Source organism: Xanthomonas arboricola, from assembly GCF_003353015.1.
In the GTDB taxonomy this organism is placed as follows: domain Bacteria; phylum Pseudomonadota; class Gammaproteobacteria; order Xanthomonadales; family Xanthomonadaceae; genus Xanthomonas; species Xanthomonas arboricola_E.
Map to the genome: position 1 here is coordinate 10,192 of NZ_QREM01000001.1, position 19,454 is coordinate 29,645.

15 protein-coding genes and 1 pseudogene are annotated in these 19,454 nt (G+C 66.2%); 5 read left to right on the plus strand and 11 right to left on the minus strand.

Annotated elements, in window-relative coordinates; all coding sequences use genetic code 11:
• Positions 1-534: 534 nt before the first annotated feature.
• Positions 535-990: a gas vesicle accessory protein GvpU gene (gvpU, locus tag C0541_RS00065; RefSeq protein ID WP_039528928.1), complete on the minus strand. Its 456-nt coding sequence runs from the start codon at positions 988-990 to the stop codon at positions 535-537.
• 615 nt (positions 991-1,605) lie between these two features.
• Between gvpU and C0541_RS00070 the strand changes: the two genes are divergently transcribed.
• A complete protein-coding gene (locus tag C0541_RS00070; protein ID WP_115045170.1) occupies positions 1,606-3,045 on the plus strand; it encodes a KAP family P-loop NTPase fold protein in 1,440 nt (479 codons plus the stop codon).
• 44 nt (positions 3,046-3,089) lie between these two features.
• Here C0541_RS00070 and C0541_RS00075 read toward each other — a convergent pair whose 3' ends face one another.
• The 6 genes from C0541_RS00075 to C0541_RS00100 all read right to left on the minus strand — a co-directional run bounded on the left by C0541_RS00075 (position 3,090) and on the right by C0541_RS00100 (position 11,834).
• Positions 3,090-4,670: a gamma-glutamyltransferase family protein gene (locus C0541_RS00075; protein WP_115045171.1), complete on the minus strand. Its 1,581-nt coding sequence runs from the start codon at positions 4,668-4,670 to the stop codon at positions 3,090-3,092.
• Entirely contained in the window at positions 4,670-6,130 is a 1,461-nt protein-coding gene (locus C0541_RS00080) for an AtzE family amidohydrolase (RefSeq protein WP_115045172.1), read from the minus strand. Before C0541_RS00080 ends, C0541_RS00075 begins: the two co-directional genes overlap by 1 nt.
• A 278-nt stretch (positions 6,131-6,408) precedes the next feature.
• The gene (locus tag C0541_RS00085) at positions 6,409-7,572 is read right to left on the minus strand and encodes a nucleoside hydrolase (RefSeq protein WP_115045173.1); all 1,164 of its coding nucleotides are present in this window, start codon (positions 7,570-7,572) and stop codon (positions 6,409-6,411) included.
• Between the two features lie 80 nt (positions 7,573-7,652).
• A complete protein-coding gene (locus C0541_RS00090; RefSeq protein ID WP_115045174.1) occupies positions 7,653-9,224 on the minus strand; it encodes an adenosine deaminase family protein in 1,572 nt (523 codons plus the stop codon).
• 580 nt (positions 9,225-9,804) lie between these two features.
• Positions 9,805-10,764, minus strand: a complete 960-nt coding sequence (locus C0541_RS00095) for a PDR/VanB family oxidoreductase (protein WP_161959802.1) — start codon at positions 10,762-10,764, stop codon at positions 9,805-9,807.
• A gap of 17 nt (positions 10,765-10,781) precedes the next feature.
• Positions 10,782-11,834: an aromatic ring-hydroxylating oxygenase subunit alpha gene (locus C0541_RS00100; RefSeq protein WP_115045176.1), complete on the minus strand. Its 1,053-nt coding sequence runs from the start codon at positions 11,832-11,834 to the stop codon at positions 10,782-10,784.
• Positions 11,835-11,961: 127 nt separating this feature from the next.
• Here C0541_RS00100 and C0541_RS00105 point away from each other — a divergent pair, with 127 nt between their 5' ends.
• Complete coding sequence (locus C0541_RS00105; protein ID WP_115045177.1) at positions 11,962-12,879, plus strand: LysR family transcriptional regulator; 918 nt, start codon at positions 11,962-11,964, stop codon at positions 12,877-12,879.
• Positions 12,880-13,314: 435 nt separating this feature from the next.
• Complete coding sequence (locus tag C0541_RS00110) at positions 13,315-14,121, plus strand: TatD family hydrolase (RefSeq protein WP_115045178.1); 807 nt, start codon at positions 13,315-13,317, stop codon at positions 14,119-14,121.
• Positions 14,122-14,139: 18 nt separating this feature from the next.
• Here the strand turns inward: C0541_RS00110 and C0541_RS00115 are convergent, their stop codons facing one another.
• The 3 genes and pseudogenes from C0541_RS00115 to C0541_RS00125 all read right to left on the minus strand — a co-directional run bounded on the left by C0541_RS00115 (position 14,140) and on the right by C0541_RS00125 (position 16,345).
• Entirely contained in the window at positions 14,140-14,808 is a 669-nt protein-coding gene (locus tag C0541_RS00115) for a hypothetical protein (RefSeq protein ID WP_115045179.1), read from the minus strand.
• Positions 14,809-15,219: 411 nt separating this feature from the next.
• A pseudogene (locus C0541_RS21605) lies at positions 15,220-15,339 on the minus strand (LysR family transcriptional regulator); the annotation flags it as partial.
• A gap of 118 nt (positions 15,340-15,457) precedes the next feature.
• Positions 15,458-16,345 carry a LysR family transcriptional regulator gene (locus C0541_RS00125; RefSeq protein WP_115045180.1) on the minus strand — a complete coding sequence of 296 codons (888 nt, stop codon included), beginning with the start codon at positions 16,343-16,345 and terminating at the stop codon, positions 15,458-15,460.
• 97 nt (positions 16,346-16,442) lie between these two features.
• Between C0541_RS00125 and C0541_RS00130 the strand changes: the two genes are divergently transcribed.
• Complete coding sequence (locus tag C0541_RS00130; protein WP_429001319.1) at positions 16,443-17,732, plus strand: MFS transporter; 1,290 nt, start codon at positions 16,443-16,445, stop codon at positions 17,730-17,732.
• Positions 17,733-17,980: 248 nt separating this feature from the next.
• On the opposite strand, the gene C0541_RS00135 is transcribed toward C0541_RS00130, so the two are convergent.
• Positions 17,981-18,409 carry a MerR family transcriptional regulator gene (locus tag C0541_RS00135; protein WP_115045182.1) on the minus strand — a complete coding sequence of 143 codons (429 nt, stop codon included), beginning with the start codon at positions 18,407-18,409 and terminating at the stop codon, positions 17,981-17,983.
• A gap of 89 nt (positions 18,410-18,498) precedes the next feature.
• Here C0541_RS00135 and C0541_RS00140 point away from each other — a divergent pair, with 89 nt between their 5' ends.
• A complete protein-coding gene (locus tag C0541_RS00140) occupies positions 18,499-19,434 on the plus strand; it encodes an alpha/beta hydrolase (RefSeq protein WP_115045183.1) in 936 nt (311 codons plus the stop codon).
• Positions 19,435-19,454: the final 20 nt, after the last annotated feature.

The window sequence follows — 19,454 nt, forward strand, 5'->3', positions numbered from 1 at the left end:
GGTGAACTTGCTCTTGCGCATCGCTGGTCTCCTTGGTGGCTAGTGTGCCCGGAGACCTCTAACTATGGATGGACCAATTTTACGGGGAGTCGACAGTGCCGCGGGCGGCGTGCTACTGGATCATGTGTCGATCGGCGCCACCTTTGTCGGTGCCAGCATGTTGCTGCTGGCCGCGTCACTGGTTGCAGGGCGTGGCGATCGTTTACAGCCGTGAGGGATGGTGATCGCACGTTGCGGCGCGCATTGCGCGGATGTCGGCCCGTGCCACGCAACGACGCCAGAGGCAGTGCTTGGCTCCCTCTCGCGGCGCACACCCAAGGTGTCTGCGTAGGTATTGCCGCATGGCCGGTGCTGCTGCCATCGAGCAGCGCCGGTCTGATGCCGAGAGACAACGGAAGACGTTGGCGAGCGCACCGTTGTTAGCAAGCGCAAGCGTGTGTGGTTGTTGTGCCGTCGTGGCGGACTTCTGGCGTTATCTCCAACAGTCCGATGTGAGATGACGAGCACCTCACACCATCGCGGAACTTGTCAGGCTCAATCTGCCGACAGCGATCCAAGGGTGAAGCCGGACACGGCATTGACCTTGCCGCGCCAGAGCACGCCACGGTTGCTGGGCAGGGGTTGGCCGCCGGGCGAGAAGCAACGCGAGTCGATCAGGTGAATGAACTGCGGCGGGCGGCTGCTTTGCGCATCTTCCTCGGTGTCGTAGATGCTGGCGTGGCTGGCAAACGCACGACGGATATCCTCTTTTTCCTCGGCATCGCCGGGGTAGGCGGCAGAGAATTCCTGCGCAAACGCCTCGAAGTACTGCTTGCCGCTGACCAGCTGGCCGGACACGATGATGCCCTCGACAAACAGCGTGATGCCGAACTGCACGTTCGAGCTGTTGACGGTTGCGACCAGCTTCTGCAGATACCAATCCAGGCTCTGGCCGTCAAACGCCAGCTTGACGTCTTCCAGGCTCGGTTGGTTGTCTTCTTGCTCTGTCATGTGGCTCTCCTTGGTGGAAGGGTTGATGCGTCTGTCGAAATAAGTGCGGCGAAGTAGCTACACATCGCCATGCATGCCCAAGAAAGCAAGTACGTCCTGTCCAGTGATCAGCGTGGTTGAGTCCGCCATCGTCGCCTTGGAGAGCATGCCCAGAGTCTATGACATGTTTCCCTTGTTGGCCTGCCCTGGTTGGAGTCTTGATCCTCAGCGCTAGCTTGTGCTGTTGCACGAGCTCTTTGATCGCGCGGCTGCTAGATTTGGTTGCTGCTCACATTGCCGCCGCAGTGCAGTTGCGCCACGCGACAGTGCACTAATCGCAAGATAGAAATACATTCTTCAACCTCAACGCCGCGCTGCTGAACTCAAGAGGTGGTAAGGGGGCTATGGCATTAGTCAAAAGATCAAAGTTATTTCAGTCATCACCTCAGTCCTGGGAGGCGTAATGCGATCCTAAAGCGCACTAAGTGAAGGCGAGCGGTTGATTAGACAGTACGGCTGTAGGAGTGGTCTGCAAAGTTGGCTCTGAAAATCCTCTTTGCCAATAAAACGAGCTCAACATTAAATGAGTCGCCGTGTCAGTTAAAGTACGAGGTGTCCTAGCAATCGGAGCCGATAATGGAGCTTGCAAAAATTTCCTCTGATGTTGATCTGAGTAGTGGGCCTTGGGCTGAGGATGTGCTTGAACGAAAAATTCCGGGTAAGACTCTTGTTCAGCTGATAAAAAATCTTGATCAGCCCTATGTCATATCAGTACACGGAGCTTGGGGCTCCGGAAAATCAATTTTTTTGAAAAGAGTTGGTGCGGCACTGGAGATAGAGAGAATACCTGTTGTTCGCGTCGATGCGTGGCGGAATGATCTGCACGATGATCCTGTCTTTGCATTAATAGGAGCGATGAACGAGGCTTTGAATTCTGTCGGTATTGAAGAAAGAGATGAGAAAAAACGTAAGGAATGGTTTGGTTACGCAGCTACACTGATAAAACCATTGGCATCTGTTGCTGCGCCCATTGTCAACGTTGCTGCGGGAGGCGTGCCTCTTGGTTCAATTGCTTCTTCTTTCTTTGATATTGGTTCTAAATATTTAGAGGCCGAGAACGCGAAGCGAGAAGCTCACAAATCTTTTGAAGATAGGCTCGCATGGGTTAGAGATAAACTTTTAGAACGTAGTGGGAGGTCACTTATAGATGGGGGGAAAGTAGTGATCATCATCGATGAATTGGATCGATGCAAGCCAAGCTATGCAATAAGTATGCTTGAGCGAGTCAAGCACCTCTTTGAAATTAAAGGCTTCATATTCGTGATCGCTACTGATGGAAAAAATCTTCCTGAGGCAGTTAGATCGGTCTATGGCGGTACAGCGAGCGGTGAAGAGTATTTACGTAGATTTTTTGACTTTGAATTTAGACTTCCGGTGCCTAATGCTAAGCAATTCAATTCAGTATTACGGAATCAGTTTAAAATTAAAGGCGCTGATCTGGCTTCATGGTCATCTGTTCGACATAGGATTAACAATGGTGACTACGATAGCTTTCAATTGAACTGGCTAGGCGTAAATTTGCTCGAAGCAGCCGTGGCGTTCGAGGATATCGCTCAGGTGGCGAATATGTCCCTTAGAGATCAAGCTCAATCTTTCGCCTCAATGTGTGCCAGTATTCGTACTTCTGGTGCTGGAGCGAACTGCTTCCCGCCGATAGTTGCTTTCCTTTCTGCAATGAAGTATTTCGACAGAAATAGATACGATAGTCTGAATACAATGAGTCGTAATGTTAATCTGGGGGAGCCTACAAGTTCGAGCCTTAACTTCGATGGTGTTGATGGCCTGCCGACCGGAATGTATATATCTGAATTCAAAAATCTATATGCCAGCTCGTCTGATTCGGCTAATTACAGCTCAGCAATTGGAAGATTCTTCGATCGTAATTCCACCGGGCGTTATGACGTAGTGGAAAGGCTGCGAATCAGGCTCGAAAAATTTGATTTATCGTCTTTCAGAAAAAATGTTGATGGAATAATTTACATCACAAGCCTATTCGAAAATGATGTTGATTATTGAAATACGGTAGTGAGATTATAAGTGGGTGAGAAAGGCGCGGCGGTTCACCACCCAGCCACCGCACCGTCGGATCGCGGATCGCTTGCCCCGCTGAGCACGCCGTTCACTTCACGCACCAGCGCGCCTGCGTGTCCCATCACCGAGGTGTAGGCAGGCAATAGCTCCACCGCATGCCCGGCATCGCGCAGTGCCTGCACCAGTGCCGGATCAAAGCGGTCTTCCAGCTTCAGCGACGTGCTGTCTTCGCCCCAGGTGCGGCCGAGCAGCCAGCGTGGTGCGGTGATGGCCTGTTGCAGCGGCATGCCGAAACGCGCGTAGCGGGAGAAGATCGCGGCCTGGGTTTGTGGCTGGCCTTCGCCGCCCATGGTGCCGTAGGCCATGACGCGGCCGTCGTCGAAGGTGGCCAGGGCAGGGTTGAGGGTGTGGAAGGGTTTGCGGCCCGGGGCGAGCGCGTTCCAGCCGTCGGCGGCGAGGCGGAAGCTGCAGCCACGGTTCTGCCAGGTGATGCCGGTGCGCGGCAGCACCAGGCCGGAGCCGAATTCGAAATAGGTGGACTGGATGCAGCTGACCGCGCGGCCGTGCGCGTCGATGGCGCCGAACCAGACGGTGTCGCCGGCCTGCGAGGGCTGCGGCCAGGGCAGTGCGCTGCGCATGTCGATGCGGGCGGCGAGCGCGTCGAGCGCGGCGTTGTCGTCCAGCAGCGCCTGTGCGTCCAGCGTCATCCAGGCGGGGTCGCCGAGGTGCGCGTCGCGGATCAGGAAGGCCTGTTTGGTGGCTTCGACCAGGCCGTGCAGGTGCGCATAGCTGTCGGGGTGTTCGGCCTGCAGGCGATCGGACACGGCCAGGATCAGCAGCGAGGCGAGGCCTTGCGTGGGCGGCGCGTGGTTGTAGAGGCGTGCGCCGTGGATGGCGACCGAGAGCGGGACGCTGGGCTCGGCACGATGACTTGCAAGATCGTGCGCGCGCAGCGGGCTGCCGAGCGCCTGCAGGTCGGCGGCGATGTCCTCGGCCAGTGCGCCGCGATAGAAACTGTCCAGGCCCTGGTCGGCGAGTTGCTGCAGGGTGCGTGCGAGTTGCGGTTGTTGCAGCAGTGCGCCTTCATACAGCGGCGTGCCGTTGGGTTCGAAGATGCCGGCGTAGGCGCCGGGTTGGACGCGCAGTTCGGCGCTCTTGCTGGCGGCGATCTGCGCACCGCCCAGCGTGACCGGCACGCCGGCGCCGGCGTGGTGGATGGCGTCCTGCAACAGGCGCTGCAGCGACAGGCCGCCGCCTGCCTGTTGCAGGGCCAGCGCCCAGCCGGAGACGGTGCCGGCGACGGTATTGGCCGCGCCCGGGCCGCGCCACGGAATGCTGCCGTGGCCGCGATAGAAATCCAGGGTTGCGGCCTGCGCGGCACGGCCGCAGGCGTCGATGGCGTGCACGCGGCCGTCGGGGTCGTGGATCAGCCAGAAGCCGTCGCCACCGATGCCGGTCATGTGCGGGTAGACCACGGCCAGGCAGGCGGCGGTGGCGACGGCCGCTTCGATGGCGTTGCCGCCGTCGCGCAGCACATCGCGCCCGGCCTGCGCGGCAAGGTGATGCGGGGCTACGACCATGCCGCGGCGTGCGCGCAAGGTATGCAGCATCAGCGTGTCTCCGCCGGCGGGCTGAAGGCGAGCAGGCCGTCGCGTTCGAGGTGCGCGGCCAGCGCGAACAGGCGGTCTTCGCGGCCGGGTGCGGCAATCAGTTGCACGCCCAGCGGCAGGCGGCCGGGGCGCGGCAACGGTGCGGCCAGCACCGGGCAGGCGGCCAGGCCGAGCGGCTGGGTGAAGATGCCCAGGTTGGCGCGGGCGGATACCGGCAGGCCGTCGATCTGGATGCTGTCCTGGTCGATGCGCGGTGCCACGCAGGGTGTGGCCGGCGCAATCAACACATCCACCGCGTCCCAGAGCCGTTGCATGGCGGCGCCAAACCACTGCGCGAAGCGGTGCGCATCGGCCACCGCGCTGGCGGGCAGTTGCAGGCCGGCGAGCAGGCGGTCGCGGGTGGCCGGGTCGAACTGCTCGGCCTGTGTGCCCAGGCCGGCGCGATGGCGGTGGCCGCCCTCGGCGGCGGTGAGCACGAAGGCGGCGGCGCGGGCGCGCTCTGCGTCGGGGAGTTCGATGAGGGCGGTGCTATTGCAGGCGGTGAGCAATGCGCCCAGGCCGGCGTCCAGCGCCGGATCCAGGTTGCGCTGGAACCAGCCGCCCAGGCGGGCGATGCGCAAGTTGCCGGCAGTGCAGTGGGGCAGTGGCCGGCCCAGCATCACTTCGTAGACGCGGCGCAGGTCGGCAATGGAGGTGGCGAACGGGCCGACCACATCCAGCGCATCGACGAAGCCGAACACGCCCTCCAGCGGCAGCGCGCCGTGCGTGGGACGCAGGCCGTACACGCCGCACAGCGCGGCCGGCACGCGGATGGAGCCGTTGGTGTCCGAGCCCAGCGCGAACGGCACCAGCCCGGCGGCCACTGCGGCGGCCGAGCCGCCCGAGGAGCCGCCGGCCAGATGGAGGTGATCGTGCGGGTTGGCGGTGGTGCCGTAGTGCGCGTTGACGGTGGCAAAGCCGTAGGCGAACTCGTCCATGTTGGCGGTGCCGACCAGCACCGCGCCGGCATCGCTCAGCCGTTGCACCACGGCCGCATCGCGGCCGGCGGGCGCGCACTGCGCGCGCATGAGCGCGCCGGCGGTGGTGACCTGGCCGGCGACGTCGAACAGGTCCTTGACCACGAACGGCACGCCGGCCAGCGCACCGCCGTCGCTGCCACCGGCCAGCGCGGCCTGCACGCGCGCAGCATCGGCGGCGGCGCGCGCGGGCAGCAGGCGGGTGATCGCGCGCAGGCGGTCGTTGGCCTGGTGGATGCGCGTCAGCGTCTGGGTGGCATGGCGCGCGGCCAGCGTGGGCTGGCTGCGGGTGGTGCTGACGATGGAGGCGATCAGACCGCGCGGCGTGGTGGTGTCCGGCGCGGCGGGGCGCGGGGCGTTGAAGCTGGCGAGCAACTGCGCGTGGCCACGCAGCACCTCGGTATTGCGATCGATGCCGGCCTGCCACTGCGCTGGGAGTTGCATGGGGTCACCTTGTTGGGAGCGGGGAGTGGTGCGGAGGCGGGGCATCGCCTTGCCCTGCCTTGCGGGTGAGCTTGCAACTGCGGGTGTGTCGCTGTGCAGGTATACGACTCTGCACGTGCACGCCTGTGTAGATGCTTGATCCAAGCTCGCAGCAGGGCGGTGCAGGCGTTTCGTCTCAGGTGGCGTGGTTTCAAGCCCCTCTCCCTCGGGAGAGGGGTTGGGGTGAGGGTGCCCCGCCAGGTGGGGGTTATCGGGCGCTTGTTTAGTTTGCTTGCCACCTACTCAACTGGCGCAGCGTTTTTCTCGGTTGCCGTACCCTCATCCGCCCTGCGGGCACCTTCTCCCGATGGGAGAAGGGGGAGCGGCAATCCGACTGCCGGTGGTTGCGGCGCAGTGAGGTGGTCGACCAGCAATTGCTCGAACGCCGGTACATCCACCGCGTGCACCACGGTCTGCGCCTGCTCGCCCAGGCCCGGCTGATAACCCGGCGCCCACGACAGGATATCGCCGTAGCCCGCGTCGAAGGCGGTGTTGGTATCGACATAGAGCGTCTCGGTCCGCGTCGCCAGCTGCGGGCGCAGCCACACCGCGGTGGCCAGCTCGTCCCACATCGGGAAGCCCGGTTCGCGGCGGCGCAATGCGTGGCCGATGCTGGTATCGGCCGCGCTCATGCGCGCAAGCAGGTCGGGGCTGAGTTCGGTCGCGGTCGATGGATCCACCGGCACCATGGTGATCTTGCGCCAGGGTGCGCGCATGACGATGCTGGCCGCTTCCGGATCCCAGCGGATATTGAATTCGCGGCGTGGCGAGTTGACGAATTCGCGCGCGAACTGCGCTGCGCTGACGCTGTTGCGTTGCTGCCGCGGGTTGAGGCTGCCGCCCATGTAGACCAGCTCGCGCGCCAGCGTGGCGAAGGCCGGATCCAGCGATTGTGCGAGTGCCAGGTTGGTCAACGGGCCGGTGGCAATGATGCTCACCTCGCCCGGATACTGGCGCACCATCCGCAGCATGAACAACGCGGCGGGCTCGTCGCTCGGGCGCACCGCGCCGGGATTGCCCAGCGGCAGGTCGGGCACCACGTCGTGGGCGTGATAGCGCGGCGCGCTCTGCACGGTGTCGCCATCCACCCAGTGCCTGGTCCAGGCACCTTTCCAGACCAGCTTGCCGTAGAGCGCTTCCCAGCGCTCGGTGGCCAGTTCGCTGTTGAGCAGCGGATGCACCGGGCCGGGCAGCACGGGGATGTGGGGATGGCCGGCCAGTTCCAGCAGGCGGCAGGTATGCGCCAGCACCTCGTCGCGCCAGATGTTGCCGCTGACCGCGCTGATGCCCAGCACCTCGACCTCGGGCGACTGCAACAGCAGCAGCTGCGCAGGCGTGAAGCCATCGATATCGTCTTCGAGAATGACGCGGCGTTTGGATGAAACGGAGTGCGGGTGAGTCATTGCGCTGTGGTCAGGGAGGGAAGGGAATGCATTGCAGCGGAAGCTGCGTTTGTAGGAGCGCGCTGGCGCGCGACGCGGCCTTACCGGGAAAGCCCGTTCGCGCTCGGGCGCGCTCCTACATGCAGCAGCGCGCGCTCGTACTGAGCCAGGTCGGTTTCCAGCTGCCATTGCAGCCGTGCCTTCTCGCTGCCCTGGCGGAATGCTCGACAGGCAGCATCATCGGTGTCGCGCTGCAACGCGGTGGCGCAGGCCTGCGCAGCGTTACCGTCGGCATCCCACAGGCTGGTGCCCGGCAGGAAGCTGTAGGTCAGGCCATTGCGGGCCAGCTGCTTGAGCGTGGGGTAATCGATGCCCTGTTCCTGCATCGCGCGTTGATACTCGTGGGTCATGTCCGCGCGGGAGACGCCGGCATCGTCGGTGGACAGCACCACCGGCACGCCGGCGCGCAGATACATCGCCAGCGGATGTGCGGCGCCTTTGACGCCAAGGATCACATCGTTGCTGGTGAGGTTGATCTCCACCGCGACCTGTTGGTCGCGCATGCGCTGCAGCAGTCCATCGACGTCGTCTTCGTAGGGCAGGTCCACGCCGTGCCCGATGCGGCGTGCACCGACATCCACCGCCTGGCGGATGTGCGAGCGCAGTTGCGCCGGTGGTACCAGGCCCAGCGCCAGCTCGCCGGCATGCAGGGACAGCGGCACGTCGGGATAGCGCGCGGCGAAGAAGCGGAACATCGCCATGTGGCGGGTGTAATCGGCCAGCGCCACCGGGTTGTCTTCGGGCGCGACGATGTTCAACGCCACCGCGCGGCTGCCGCCGGCGGCGATCAGCGCGTGCGCCAGCGCCATCTGCCCGAACACCATCGGCTGCGGCAACACGCGCAGCACATAAGGCACGTAGCGATACGTCACCTGGCAGCCGGGACGTGCAGTGGGCTGGTCGCAGTGCAGCACGCGTCGCACCTGGGCATCGGTGTCGGCAAGCGCGCGTTGTGCCGCCTGCACCAGCGGCGGCAAGGCATCCTGCAGGGCGCGCAGGTTGGCCGCGTCGTCGTCTCCGTTCCAGGGCAGGGACTGCATCTGTGTTGCCGCCTGGTCCATCTGGGGCGGGTTGGCGATGATTTCCACATACGGCACGCGGTCGCGCGCGGCCTGATCCAGCACCGCGGCCACGGTGTCGGCAACGTGCGCCTGCACCACCGCGTCGAACTTGCCGAAGGTGCTGAAGAACTGGTCGTGTCCGGTGGGCTGCGAGGAGCTGGGCAGGAACTTGCGCATCGACAGGGCATCCACCACCCGGCCATACAACGCGGCATTGCGCGTGGCCAGCTCGCGTGCGGGCTCCTGGCCCTTGGCGCACGGCGGCGCGCGCAGGCTCAGGTCGTCCAGCTGCACGCAGGCGCCATCGTCGCTGGCCCATTGCAGGTAGTCCTCGGCATACACCGAGCCGGACAGATGGTTGTGCAGGTCGCCGCCCTTGGGCATCGCCTGCAGCCAGGCACGCAGCTGCGCGGGGTGATCGGTGGCGGCGCGCAACAGCTGCGCCACCTGCTGCTCGCGTTGCTGTGCAGGCGTGGCCTGGCTGCGTGCCGGCGCGGTGGTGGGCAACAGGACGCATAACGCCACAAGCAGGCTGCGATGAACGAAGGACATGCGATGGAGAACTCGGAAAGAAAAAACAATGGCGCAATCATGCCGCCGGTGGACGCGAAGCATGCCTTGCAGCGGGGTGGACGGCCAGCGTCCGCGCCGTTTGTTCGCCGACGCGCAGGGGCGTGTCGGTCGGCGGGCGGCTGGTTGAGGTTGCAAGCCAGCGCCAGGCGGCATGAGGCAACCGCTCATATCACCGCCGCCGGCTTGACCGTGCGCTGTAGCGCGCTGCCTGGGGAGCGGCCGCCTGCCGGTCCAGAGGTGCCGGCCGATCGCCATGGGTGGCAGCGGGCTTTCCGTGTCGCGCCGTGCGCGCCTTTCCACGCGACGCTGCGCATCGGCATGCCCGGCCTGACGCCGGACCCAGCGCAGCGCCAACAGGCGCACTGCAGCGCCCGAGCCGTCTGCCGCACCCGGCGCGCGATGTGCTGAAGAGGTGCTGCGGCGTGCAGGTCGTGTCGATCGATGGCACAACGCGTCGACATGTGCGGCGCTTACCGACCGCCCCGGCAGGACCGTCGGCAGACCCGACGATCCGCAGCCGCGGCAGCGCTGCACCGGCATCCGCCACACACGGACGGTCTCAAAGAGCCAGCACCAGCCGCGGCGTGCGGCTACGCGAACAGCACAGCGTGATCTGCCGGTTCTGCGCGTGCTCGCTGTCGCTGAGCACACTGTCGCGGTGGTCGGGCGTGCCGGCAATCACGCCGGTCAGGCAGGCGCCGCACATGCCTTGCTCGCAGGACAGCGGTACTTCGATGCCGGCATCCAGCAGGGCGCTGGCGATGCTGCAGTCGGCCGGCACCTGCACCACGCGGCCGCTGGCGGCCAGCTCGACTTCGAAGGCGCTGTCGGCAGCGTGCGCCAGGCTGGTTTCGGCAGCGGCGAAGTGTTCGCGGTGCAGTTGCTCCGCGGTCCAGCCGTGTGCCTTGGCGAGCGCCGTGAAGTGGTCCATGAAGGCAGCCGGCCCGCACAGGTACAGCTGGTCGCGCGCACGCGCCTGTGCCAGTTCCCCGGGCACATGCACGCGCGGGCTTTCACCGCCATCGCTCAGATGCACCTGCACCTGGCCATGCGTGAAGCCCTGCTGCAGCCGCTGCCCGAACGCCACATCGGCGTGCCGGCGCGCGTAGTAATGCAGCACGAAGGGCTCGCCGCGCGCTTCCAGCGCTTCGGCCATCGACAGCAGCGGGGTGATGCCGATGCCGGCGGCCAGCAGGACGTGGCGCTCGCCCGGATGCAGGGGAAACAGGTTGCGCGGCGTGGAGATGCGCAGGCGATCGCCGGTGCTCAGCTGCTCGCACAGATGCCGCGAGCCGCCACGCGAGGCGTCGGCCAGCTTCACGCACAGCAGATAGTGGTCGCGCACGTGCGGCGCGCTGGCGATCGAATACTGGCGGATCATGCCGTCGGGCAGATGCAGGTCCACGTGCGCGCCGGCCTCGAAGGCCGGCAATTGCGCGCCGACCGGCTCCAGCCGGATCGCGCGTTGGCGGTGGCCCTGGTCGACCACCTCGGCAACGCGCACCTCGTGCAATTGCATGGCGTGCTCCTCGGCGGTCAGCGCAGGAAGAAGTCGCTATAGCCCTGGCTGCGCAAGCCACGGCGGTAGGCGATGGAGCTGCGGTCGGCCGGGATATGTACCTCCAGCAGCGGGTCCAGCGGCAGGTATTCGGGACGCTGCGCCTCGACCATGGCGCGGTCTTCCTCGAACACGCGCAGGTTGAAGGCGTGCACGTCCTCCACCGGCAGGTGGGTGTCGAAGTTGCGCGCAATCGGCACCAGCAGGCGCGTCTTGTGCTTGGACACCGGGCTGGCCGCGTTCATGATCACCAGCCGCTTGCCCGGCACCGGGAAGTGGATGGTGAGGGTGGCGGTGAACGGCAGGTGCACTTCGAAATGGCGCAGCCACTGGAAGTTGGGGTCCACGTCCGGCAGCGGCATGTCCACCGAATAATTGGCCACCGAGCTCAGATAGTCGGCATTGAAGCCGGTCGGCGTTTCGGTGGTGGTGTAGGCCGGCACCTCGCGCTTGTCCGGCTGGGCAAAGGTGGCGGTGTGCACGAAGGCGAAATGCGCCACGTCGATGAAGCCTTCCAGCTGGCGCGCGGCACTGCCGCCGATGTCGAACGCCGGGCAGACGATCTGCTGGAAACCCTCCTCGTCCCAGCCCGGCATCGGCGGGATCTGCACCTCGGCTTCGCCGACGCCGGCCGGTTTGGCCAGGCACACCCAGATCAGGCCGTAGCGCTCGGCCACCGCATAGGTGTGCAGGCGCATCTTGGCCGGGATGTTCTGGTTGGGACTGGCCGGGATGTGGTTGCAGCGCCCGCCCGCGCCGAAGCGCAGCCCGTGGTAGGCGCAGACCACGCCGCCGCCATCGGCGGTGCCCATGCTCAGCGGCACGCCGCGGTGCGGGCAGACATCGCGCGCGGCCACCAGCTCCCCGCCCAGCCGGTACAGCACCAGCGGCTCGTCCAGCAGGGTGGCCTTGAAGGGCGCCTCGCCCACTTCGCTGCTCAGCGCCACCGCGTGCCAGTGCTGGGCCAGGCGCTGCCAGTCGGCAGCGTCGAAGGTGCAGTGCAGCGGCAGGGCGGGAACGGCGACATCCATGGATCCAGTCTCTGGCGGAGGGCGGGAGCGGTGCCGGATTGACTCTAGGAAGCCGGGGGTGTGTTATCAAACATCGATTTTCAGCCAAGCCATTGCAAAAAATGCAACGCCAACCGGGCCCTGCCGCATGCTGACCTTTTCCCGCTTCACCCGTTACTTCATCGAAGTGGCCCGCTGCGGCAGCATCCGCAAGGCCTCGGAGGTGCTGCACGTGTCGGCCTCGGCGATCGACCGGCAGATCCTCAAGGCCGAGGAAGAGCTGGGCGCGCAGCTGTTCGAGCGTCTGCCCGGCCGGCTGCGCCTGACCGCCGCCGGCGAGCTGTTGCTGGTGGACGTGCGCGGCTGGGAGAAGGCGTACGCCCGCACGCTGGAGCGCTTCGACGAGCTCAAGGGGCTGCGCCGCGGGCATGTGGAGATCGCCATGATCGATGCGCTCAGCGAGGGCGTGGTGCCGGCGGCAGTGGCGGCACTGGTGCAGGAGTACCCCGGCATCACCTTCAACCTGTCCACCGCACCCAACCAGCGGGTGATGGAAATGGTGACCTCGGCCGATGTGGACATCGGCCTGCTGCTGGATCCGGTGAGCAGTGTGGACCTGGAGGTGCGCGCCTTTGCCGACATCCCGCTGGGCATTGCGATGCCGGTCGGCCACCCGCTCAGCACCCGCACCGAGCTGCAGCTGAGCGAGACGCTGGAGCATCGCCTGCTGCTGCCGGCCGCGCCGTTGATCGTCGGCGAGCATGCCAAGGTGCTGTACCAGCGCCAGCACATCGACGTGAAGCGGCTGACCCACTGCAACGACGTGCGCACGCTGCGCGGGCTGGTGCGCGCCGGTGCCGGCGTGGGCCTGATGTCGTGGCTGGATGCGGCGCCGGATGTGGCCGACGGCCGCCTGGCGTTCGTGCCGTTCCGCCGCCATCTCACCAAGCCGATGACGCTGGCATTGTGCGTGGCCCCGCAGCGTCAGCTCTCGCGCTCGGCGCTGCTGACGATCCAGGCGTTGGCGGCGAAGATCGATGCGATGGCGGTGCCGGTGGTGGGGTGAGTGTGCTGCGCACGCGGCCCTCACCCCTGCCCCTCTCCCGCAGGCGGGAGAGGGGAAAGGCAGTGCGTTCGTACAGGCCGATGGCATGCAGGTATCACCGATACCACGCAGGCACCGCCGACAATACGCAGCTGGCGCAGCGTGTCTCCCTTCTCCCGCCTGCGGGAGAAGGTGCCCGCAGGGCGGATGAGGGCCTGCAGGGACTGTNACGCAGCTGGCGCAGCGTGTCTCCCTTCTCCCGCCTGCGGGAGAAGGTGCCCGCAGGGCGGATGAGGGCCTGCAGGGACTGTCATGCGCACGCAGGCACCGCCGACACCACGCAGCTGGCGCAGCGTGTCTCCCTTCTCCCGCCTGCGGGAGAAGGTGCCCGCAGGGCGGATGAGGGCAACATGCACCCAGTACAATCACATCTGCTCTTTCAGGCGACAGTGCAGCATGCAGTTGATCGATATCGGCGCCAACCTCACCCACGACTCCTTCGACCGCGACCGCGATGCAGTGTTGCAGCGCGCCCGCGAGGCAGGCGTTGCACAACTGGTGATCACCGGCGCCAGCCGCGAGCATTCGCCACAGGCCTTGCAGCTGGCCCGGCAGCACCCCGGATTCCTCTACGCCACCGCTGGCGTGCACCCGCACCACGCCGTGGAATTCACCGCCGAATGCGAGGCCGAAATGCGCACGCTGCAGGCGCATCCGCAGGTGGTGGCGGTGGGCGAGTGCGGGCTGGATTATTTTCGCGATTTCGCCCCGCGTCCGGCCCAGCACAAGGCCTTCGAGCGCCAGCTGCAATTGGCCGCCGACAACGGCAAACCGCTGTTCCTGCACCAGCGCGAGGCGCACGACGATTTCCTGTCGATCATGCGCAGCTTCGATGGCCGGCTCGGCCCGGCCGTGGTGCATTGCTTCACCGGCACCCGCGATGAACTGTTCGCGTACCTGGACCGCGACTACTACATCGGCATCACCGGCTGGCTGTGCGACGAGCGCCGCGGTGCGCATCTGCGCGAGCTGGTGCGCAATATTCCGGCCAACCGGCTGATGATCGAAACCGATGCGCCCTACCTGCTGCCGCGCACGCTCAAGCCGATGCCCAAGGACCGCCGCAACGAGCCGAGGTTCCTGTCGCATATCGTGGAAGAACTCGCGCGCGATCGTGGCGAGGACGTGGCACTGACGGCGGCCAACAGCACCGCTGCCGCGCGGGCATTTTTCCGTCTGCCTGCGCCTGCAGCCGCGGCATGAGGTGCGCGGCGTGGGCAATCACGCCGCCAGCAATTCCCAGCCCTGCGCATCGCGCAGGCGCAGCCCCGGTTGTGGCGCATCCACGCTGACCCGCACGCCGCTGGCCCACGGCAACTGTCGTTGCTGCGGAAACCAGCGGCGTGCCTGGTCGACGACGATCAACAGGCCGTCATCGTTGCCCAGCGCGGCAAAGCCCTCGACCGCCGGCGCAAATGGCCGCACGCCGAAGTGATGGGCGACGCTGCTGGTCACCACCGCGACGTCGTTGCTGGGCAACCCGATCTCGCTCAGGCACAGCAGTTCTTCGCCGTGAAACGCACCGTCGCCGGTGACCACGTCCTGCACCGCCTGGCGCGCGATCAACTCCAGTACCGCGCCATCGGGGCCGGCGAAGTACACCGAACGTGATTGCCAGACGCCATCGAGTTGAAACTGCCGGCGGCCGTGCGGATCGGCAAGCAGGTTGCTGCGCGCGCCGATCCACTGCGCAGCGGCGTCGAAGCGCGAGGGCGCCACGTTGAACGCCAGGTGCACGCTGCCCACCGGCTGCTGCGCCTGCACGCATTCCAGCGTGCTCCAGCCAACGCGAACGCTGTGGCCGTGTTGCGGCAGCTGCAGCACGTCGCGATAGAAGCGCACGCTGAGATCGGGGTCCAGGCAGGGCAGCAATAGATGGCGAAGATGCATGGCGGGCGCAGGTGATGGAAGGTGCAGGCATTGAACGCCCTCAATCGCGGTTGAGGTCAAGCGATGTGTTCGAATTCTGTAGAGCATCTGCCAGCGATAGCGAGACGCGTGATGTCTGTGGCAGAGGCTTCAGTCGCGATGATGTCTGCAGGCCAGCCGCATCGTGCGCATGCGCACTTCTACAAGATCAGCGGTCGCTTGTGTAGCTGACAGGGTGTGTTAGTCAGATGTCGGCTCAAAAAAGCCAGCGCTAGAGCCGGTGGTGAGGAACGCGACCCAGCAACGTAAGCCTGCCTGCGGGTAGGAGCGCACTCGTGCGCGAGGGCGTTACCGGGACAGCCACATCGCGCCCAGGTGCGCTCCTACAGCAGCCGCGGTGCGTTCGCTGTTATTGGCGCAACGCAACCTCGCTTAAAGCACTTCCGCCAGTGCCCACAGATGCCGCACCAGCGGCGCGGTATCCAACGCACCTGGTGACACCGCCAGGGCGAGCCGGGCCAGTGGCATCTGGCCTTCGATATCCAACATCTTTCAGCCTGTTGGCAGGTAGGAGCGCACTTGTGCGCGAGGGCGTTACCGGTAGAGCCACATCGCGCACAAGTGCGCTCCTACAACAACCGTGGTGCTGTTGGCTCAAGATCAGCCGGGCTCACAGCACTTCCGCCAGCGCCCACAGATGCTGGACCAGCGGCGCGGTGTCCAGGGCGCCGGGCGCGACTGCCAGGGCCAGCCTGGCCAGCGGCATCTGGCCTTCGATGTCCAGATAGCGCACGCCGGGCAGCTGCAACTGCACGGTGGAGGCCGGCACCACCGACACGCCCAGTTCGGCGGCGACCAGGTTGACGATGGACGACATCTGCGGCGCCTCCTGGGTGATGCGCAGGGTCACGCCGGATTGCCGGCAGGCGGCGAGGATTTCGTCGTACAGGCTGGAACCGAAGCTGCGCGGGAACAGGATGAACGGCTCGCCGGCCAGCGCCGCCAATGGTGCGCTGTCGCGGGCGGCCAGGCGATGCGCGGCGGGCACGGCGATCTTCATCGGTTCGTCGGCAAAGCGCAGCAGCTGCAGGTCGGGCGGCGTGCTCAGGCCGTAGCGCACGAAGGCCGCGTCCAGGCGGCCATCGGCCAGGGCCATCAGCAGACCGGCGGTGTTGGTTTCCTCCAGCAGCAGTTCGACCTGCGGCCACTGCCGGCGAAAGTCGCGGATCAGGTGCGGCACCACCGGGTTGAACGCGGCCGAGGCGGTGAAGCCCAGGCGCAGCCGGCCGGATTCGCCACGCGCCACCCGCCGTGCGGTTTCCGCGGCGCGCTCCACGTCGGCGAGCACGCGGCGCACCTCGACCAGGAACGCCTCGCCGGCCGGCGTCAGCTCGGCGCCGCTGTGGGTGCGCCGGAACAGCGGCGTGCCCAGGTCGCGCTCCAGCGCCTGGATCTGCTGGCTCAACGGCGGCTGGCCAATCCCCACGCGCGCTGCGGCCCGGGTGAAGTTGCCTTCTTCGGCGACGGCCAGGAAGTAGCGCAGGTGGCGGAGTTCCATGCTATCTGTCCTGCATATGGCAACTGCCAGTATCATATATTGGACAGGGGGTCAGGCCGGGCGAATACTCGCCGTCCCCTGTTTCGGTACCGCTCCCGTGTCTTCTCCTGATCGTCGTGCCGGCAGCTTGCCGGGCGCCGCCGACCACCCTGCAAACACCGCCGCCGCCGCCGACGCGCCCGCCAGCGGCCGCATCCGCCTGGCGTTGTTCCTGGCCGGCTTTGCCACCTTCTCGCTGCTGTACAGCGTGCAGCCGGTGCTGCCCGAGTTTGCGCGCGCCTTCGGCGTGGACGCGGCCACCGCCTCGCTGCCGCTGTCGCTGGCCACCGGAGCGCTGGCCCTGGCGATCTTCTGCGCCGGCGCGGTGTCGGAGAACCTGGGCCGGCGCGGGCTGATGTTCGTGTCGATCGCGCTGGCCGCGCTGCTCAACCTGCTCGCTGCGTTCCTGCCGCACTGGGGCGCGCTGGTGCTGGTGCGCACCTTGTCCGGTATCGCGCTGGGCGGGGTGCCGGCGGTGGCGATGGTGTACCTGGGCGAGGAGCTGCCGGCCAACAAGATGGGCGCGGCCACCGGCCTGTATGTGGCCGGTAATGCCTTTGGCGGGATGAGCGGGCGCATCGTGATGAGCGTGCTGACCGATCACTACGACTGGCGCACCGCCCTGGCGATGCTGAGCGTGTTCGACCTGCTGTGCGCGCTGGCATTCTTCTGGTTGCTGCCGCCGTCGCGCAACTTCGTGCGCCGGCACGGCATCAACCTGCGCTTCCATCTGCGCGCCTGGGCCGGGCACCTGCGCGATCGCAACCTGCCGCTGCTGTTCGCGCTGCCCTTCCTGCTGATGGGCGTGTTCGTGTGCCTCTACAACTACGCCGGCTTCCGGCTGGGCGGGCCGGAATTCGGCCTGAGCCAGAGCCAGATCGGCATGATCTTCAGCGCCTATGTGTTCGGTATCGTCAGTTCGTCGGTGGCCGGCGCGGCGTCGGATCGCTTCGGGCGCGGCCCGGTGGTCAGCACCGGCATCGTGCTGTGCGTGCTCGGCGTGGCGCTGACCCTGGCGCATGTGCTGGCGCTGGTGGTGGCCGGCATCGTGCTGCTGACGATCGGCTTTTTCATCGCGCATTCGGCCGCCAGCGCGTGGGTGAGCCGGCTCGGCGGTGCGCATCGCAGCCATGCCGCATCGCTGTACCTGCTGGCGTATTACGCCGGCTCCAGCGTGATCGGCGCGCTCGGCGGCTGGTTCTGGCAGCACGGTGGCTGGGGCGCGCTGGTCGGCATGTGCCTGACCTTGCTGGCGCTCGCCTTCGCGGCGGCCTACGTGCTGCGCCAGCGCGCCGACGACGCGCGGCCGTACGGGCGCTTTGCGCCGCATCCCGCACGCGGCGAGTGATGCGGAGCGACCGGCGCGCGCATCCGCGAACGACCGAGGTCGATGTGGACGCCAGCTGCGCGTTGCTCGCGCCTACCCGGCGTGCGGGTGGTTGGCCGGGCGGAATCGGGAATCGGGAATCGTAAAAGCCGGTGCGCGCGGTTGCGGCGGCAGTATTTGTGGTGCGGGCCGCAACCGGGCGTGAGCTGTGATTCGCTGGGCGTGGAGGGCCGTGCCTGCGAAAGCCGCCGCGTGCGCGTCGATGTGCGCTAGGGAGCGGGCTTGCGGCCTTTGCGCTGCGTTGCAGGAGTGGCTGCATGCGTGGTCTGCGCTGCCCCTTGCGCCAGGGTTTCCAGCAGGCGCGCACGTCGCCGCTCCAGCTCGGCCAGCTGGCGCTCGATCCGCTGCAGGCGTGCCCGATGCACCTGCGCGGTTTCCGGGCACATCTGCGCGCCTTCCACCAGGCGCATGCAATCGGGGAAGCCAAGGATGTCGTCCAGGCTGAAGCCGGTGGCGATCAGCCGCTGGATCTGCCGCACCTGCGCAACGCAGGACGTGGGAAACACCCGGTAGCCATTGGCGCTGCGCGAGGACGTCAGCAGGCCATGCGCGTCGTAGTGGCGCAGCGAGCGCACGCTGGCGCCGGTCTGCAGCGCCAGTGCGCCGATGCTCAGCGAGGGTTCGGACGAGGTAGCCATGCGCCCAGCATACGTCGCACGCAAGGCTTGACCCTCACATTGGTGTGAGGCTCGAGGATGCCGGTTCCCCTTGTCTGGAGTTCACGCCGATGCCTGTTCGCTTGCTTTCCGTCATTGGCATGCTGCCGATGCGCTCCCTGCTGGCTTGCCTGCTGCTGTCCGCTTCCACGCTGGCGGCAGCGGGCCCGGCGACCACCGCCGCGTCCCGCAGCTACACCGTCAGCGCCCCCGACGGCGTGGCCGTGGCGGTGCAGGAGCATGGCGCCGTCGATGGCCCGGCAATCGTGTTCGTGCACGGCCTGCTCGGTAGCCGTATCGACTGGAACGGGCAGCTGGCCGATCCGCGCCTGCAGGGCTATCGATTGATCACCTACGACCTGCGCGGGCACGGCCTGTCCGGCAAACCGGCCACGGCATCCGCGTACCAGGATGGCGCGCTCTGGGCCGACGACCTTGCCGCCGTGTTGAAGGCCGCCAACGCGCGCGATGCGGTGCTGGTGGGCTGGTCGCTGGGCGGTGCGGTGATCACCAACTACCTCACCCGCCACGGCGATGCGGGGCTTGGCGGCGTGGTGTATGTCGCTGGCGTGATCGAACTGCGCGCCGAACAGCTGGGCGCGCATCCGGCGATCTATCGCGACCTGGTCTCCGACGACCTGCGCACGCATCTGCAGGCGGTACAGGACTTCCTGCGGCTGTGCTTCGCCACCCAGCCGCCTGCGCCGGTGTTCGAGGCCTTGCTGGCCAACGCGTCGCTGGCGTCGTGGGACATGCAGCGTGCCGTGCAGGGCATGTCGATCGACGTCGCCGGTCTGCAACGCACGCAGCTGCCGGTGCTGCTGATGTACGGCGCACGCGACGCATTGGTGAGCACCGCGCCGACGCTGGCGCGTGCGCGCCAGCTGCAGCCACGTGCGCAGACCGTGCTGTACCCCGACGCCGGGCACGCCCCGTTCCTGGAGGACAGCACACGCTTCAATCAGGATCTGCTGCACTTTGTCGAACAGGCCGGCAACGCTCATTGACGCTGCGTGGCGTGGCGTCG

Coding starts and splice junctions, on each gene's coding strand:
- gvpU (WP_039528928.1), bottom strand. CDS start 990: ATGACAGAGCAAGAAGACAACCAACCGAGCCTGGAAGACGTCAAGCTG.
- C0541_RS00070 (WP_115045170.1), top strand. CDS start 1,606: ATGGAGCTTGCAAAAATTTCCTCTGATGTTGATCTGAGTAGTGGGCCT.
- C0541_RS00075 (WP_115045171.1), bottom strand. CDS start 4,670: ATGCTGCATACCTTGCGCGCACGCCGCGGCATGGTCGTAGCCCCGCAT.
- C0541_RS00080 (WP_115045172.1), bottom strand. CDS start 6,130: ATGCAACTCCCAGCGCAGTGGCAGGCCGGCATCGATCGCAATACCGAG.
- C0541_RS00085 (WP_115045173.1), bottom strand. CDS start 7,572: ATGACTCACCCGCACTCCGTTTCATCCAAACGCCGCGTCATTCTCGAA.
- C0541_RS00090 (WP_115045174.1), bottom strand. CDS start 9,224: ATGTCCTTCGTTCATCGCAGCCTGCTTGTGGCGTTATGCGTCCTGTTG.
- C0541_RS00095 (WP_161959802.1), bottom strand. CDS start 10,764: ATGCAATTGCACGAGGTGCGCGTTGCCGAGGTGGTCGACCAGGGCCAC.
- C0541_RS00100 (WP_115045176.1), bottom strand. CDS start 11,834: ATGGATGTCGCCGTTCCCGCCCTGCCGCTGCACTGCACCTTCGACGCT.
- C0541_RS00105 (WP_115045177.1), top strand. CDS start 11,962: ATGCTGACCTTTTCCCGCTTCACCCGTTACTTCATCGAAGTGGCCCGC.
- C0541_RS00110 (WP_115045178.1), top strand. CDS start 13,315: ATGCAGTTGATCGATATCGGCGCCAACCTCACCCACGACTCCTTCGAC.
- C0541_RS00115 (WP_115045179.1), bottom strand. CDS start 14,808: ATGCATCTTCGCCATCTATTGCTGCCCTGCCTGGACCCCGATCTCAGC.
- C0541_RS00125 (WP_115045180.1), bottom strand. CDS start 16,345: ATGGAACTCCGCCACCTGCGCTACTTCCTGGCCGTCGCCGAAGAAGGC.
- C0541_RS00135 (WP_115045182.1), bottom strand. CDS start 18,409: ATGGCTACCTCGTCCGAACCCTCGCTGAGCATCGGCGCACTGGCGCTG.
- C0541_RS00140 (WP_115045183.1), top strand. CDS start 18,499: ATGCCTGTTCGCTTGCTTTCCGTCATTGGCATGCTGCCGATGCGCTCC.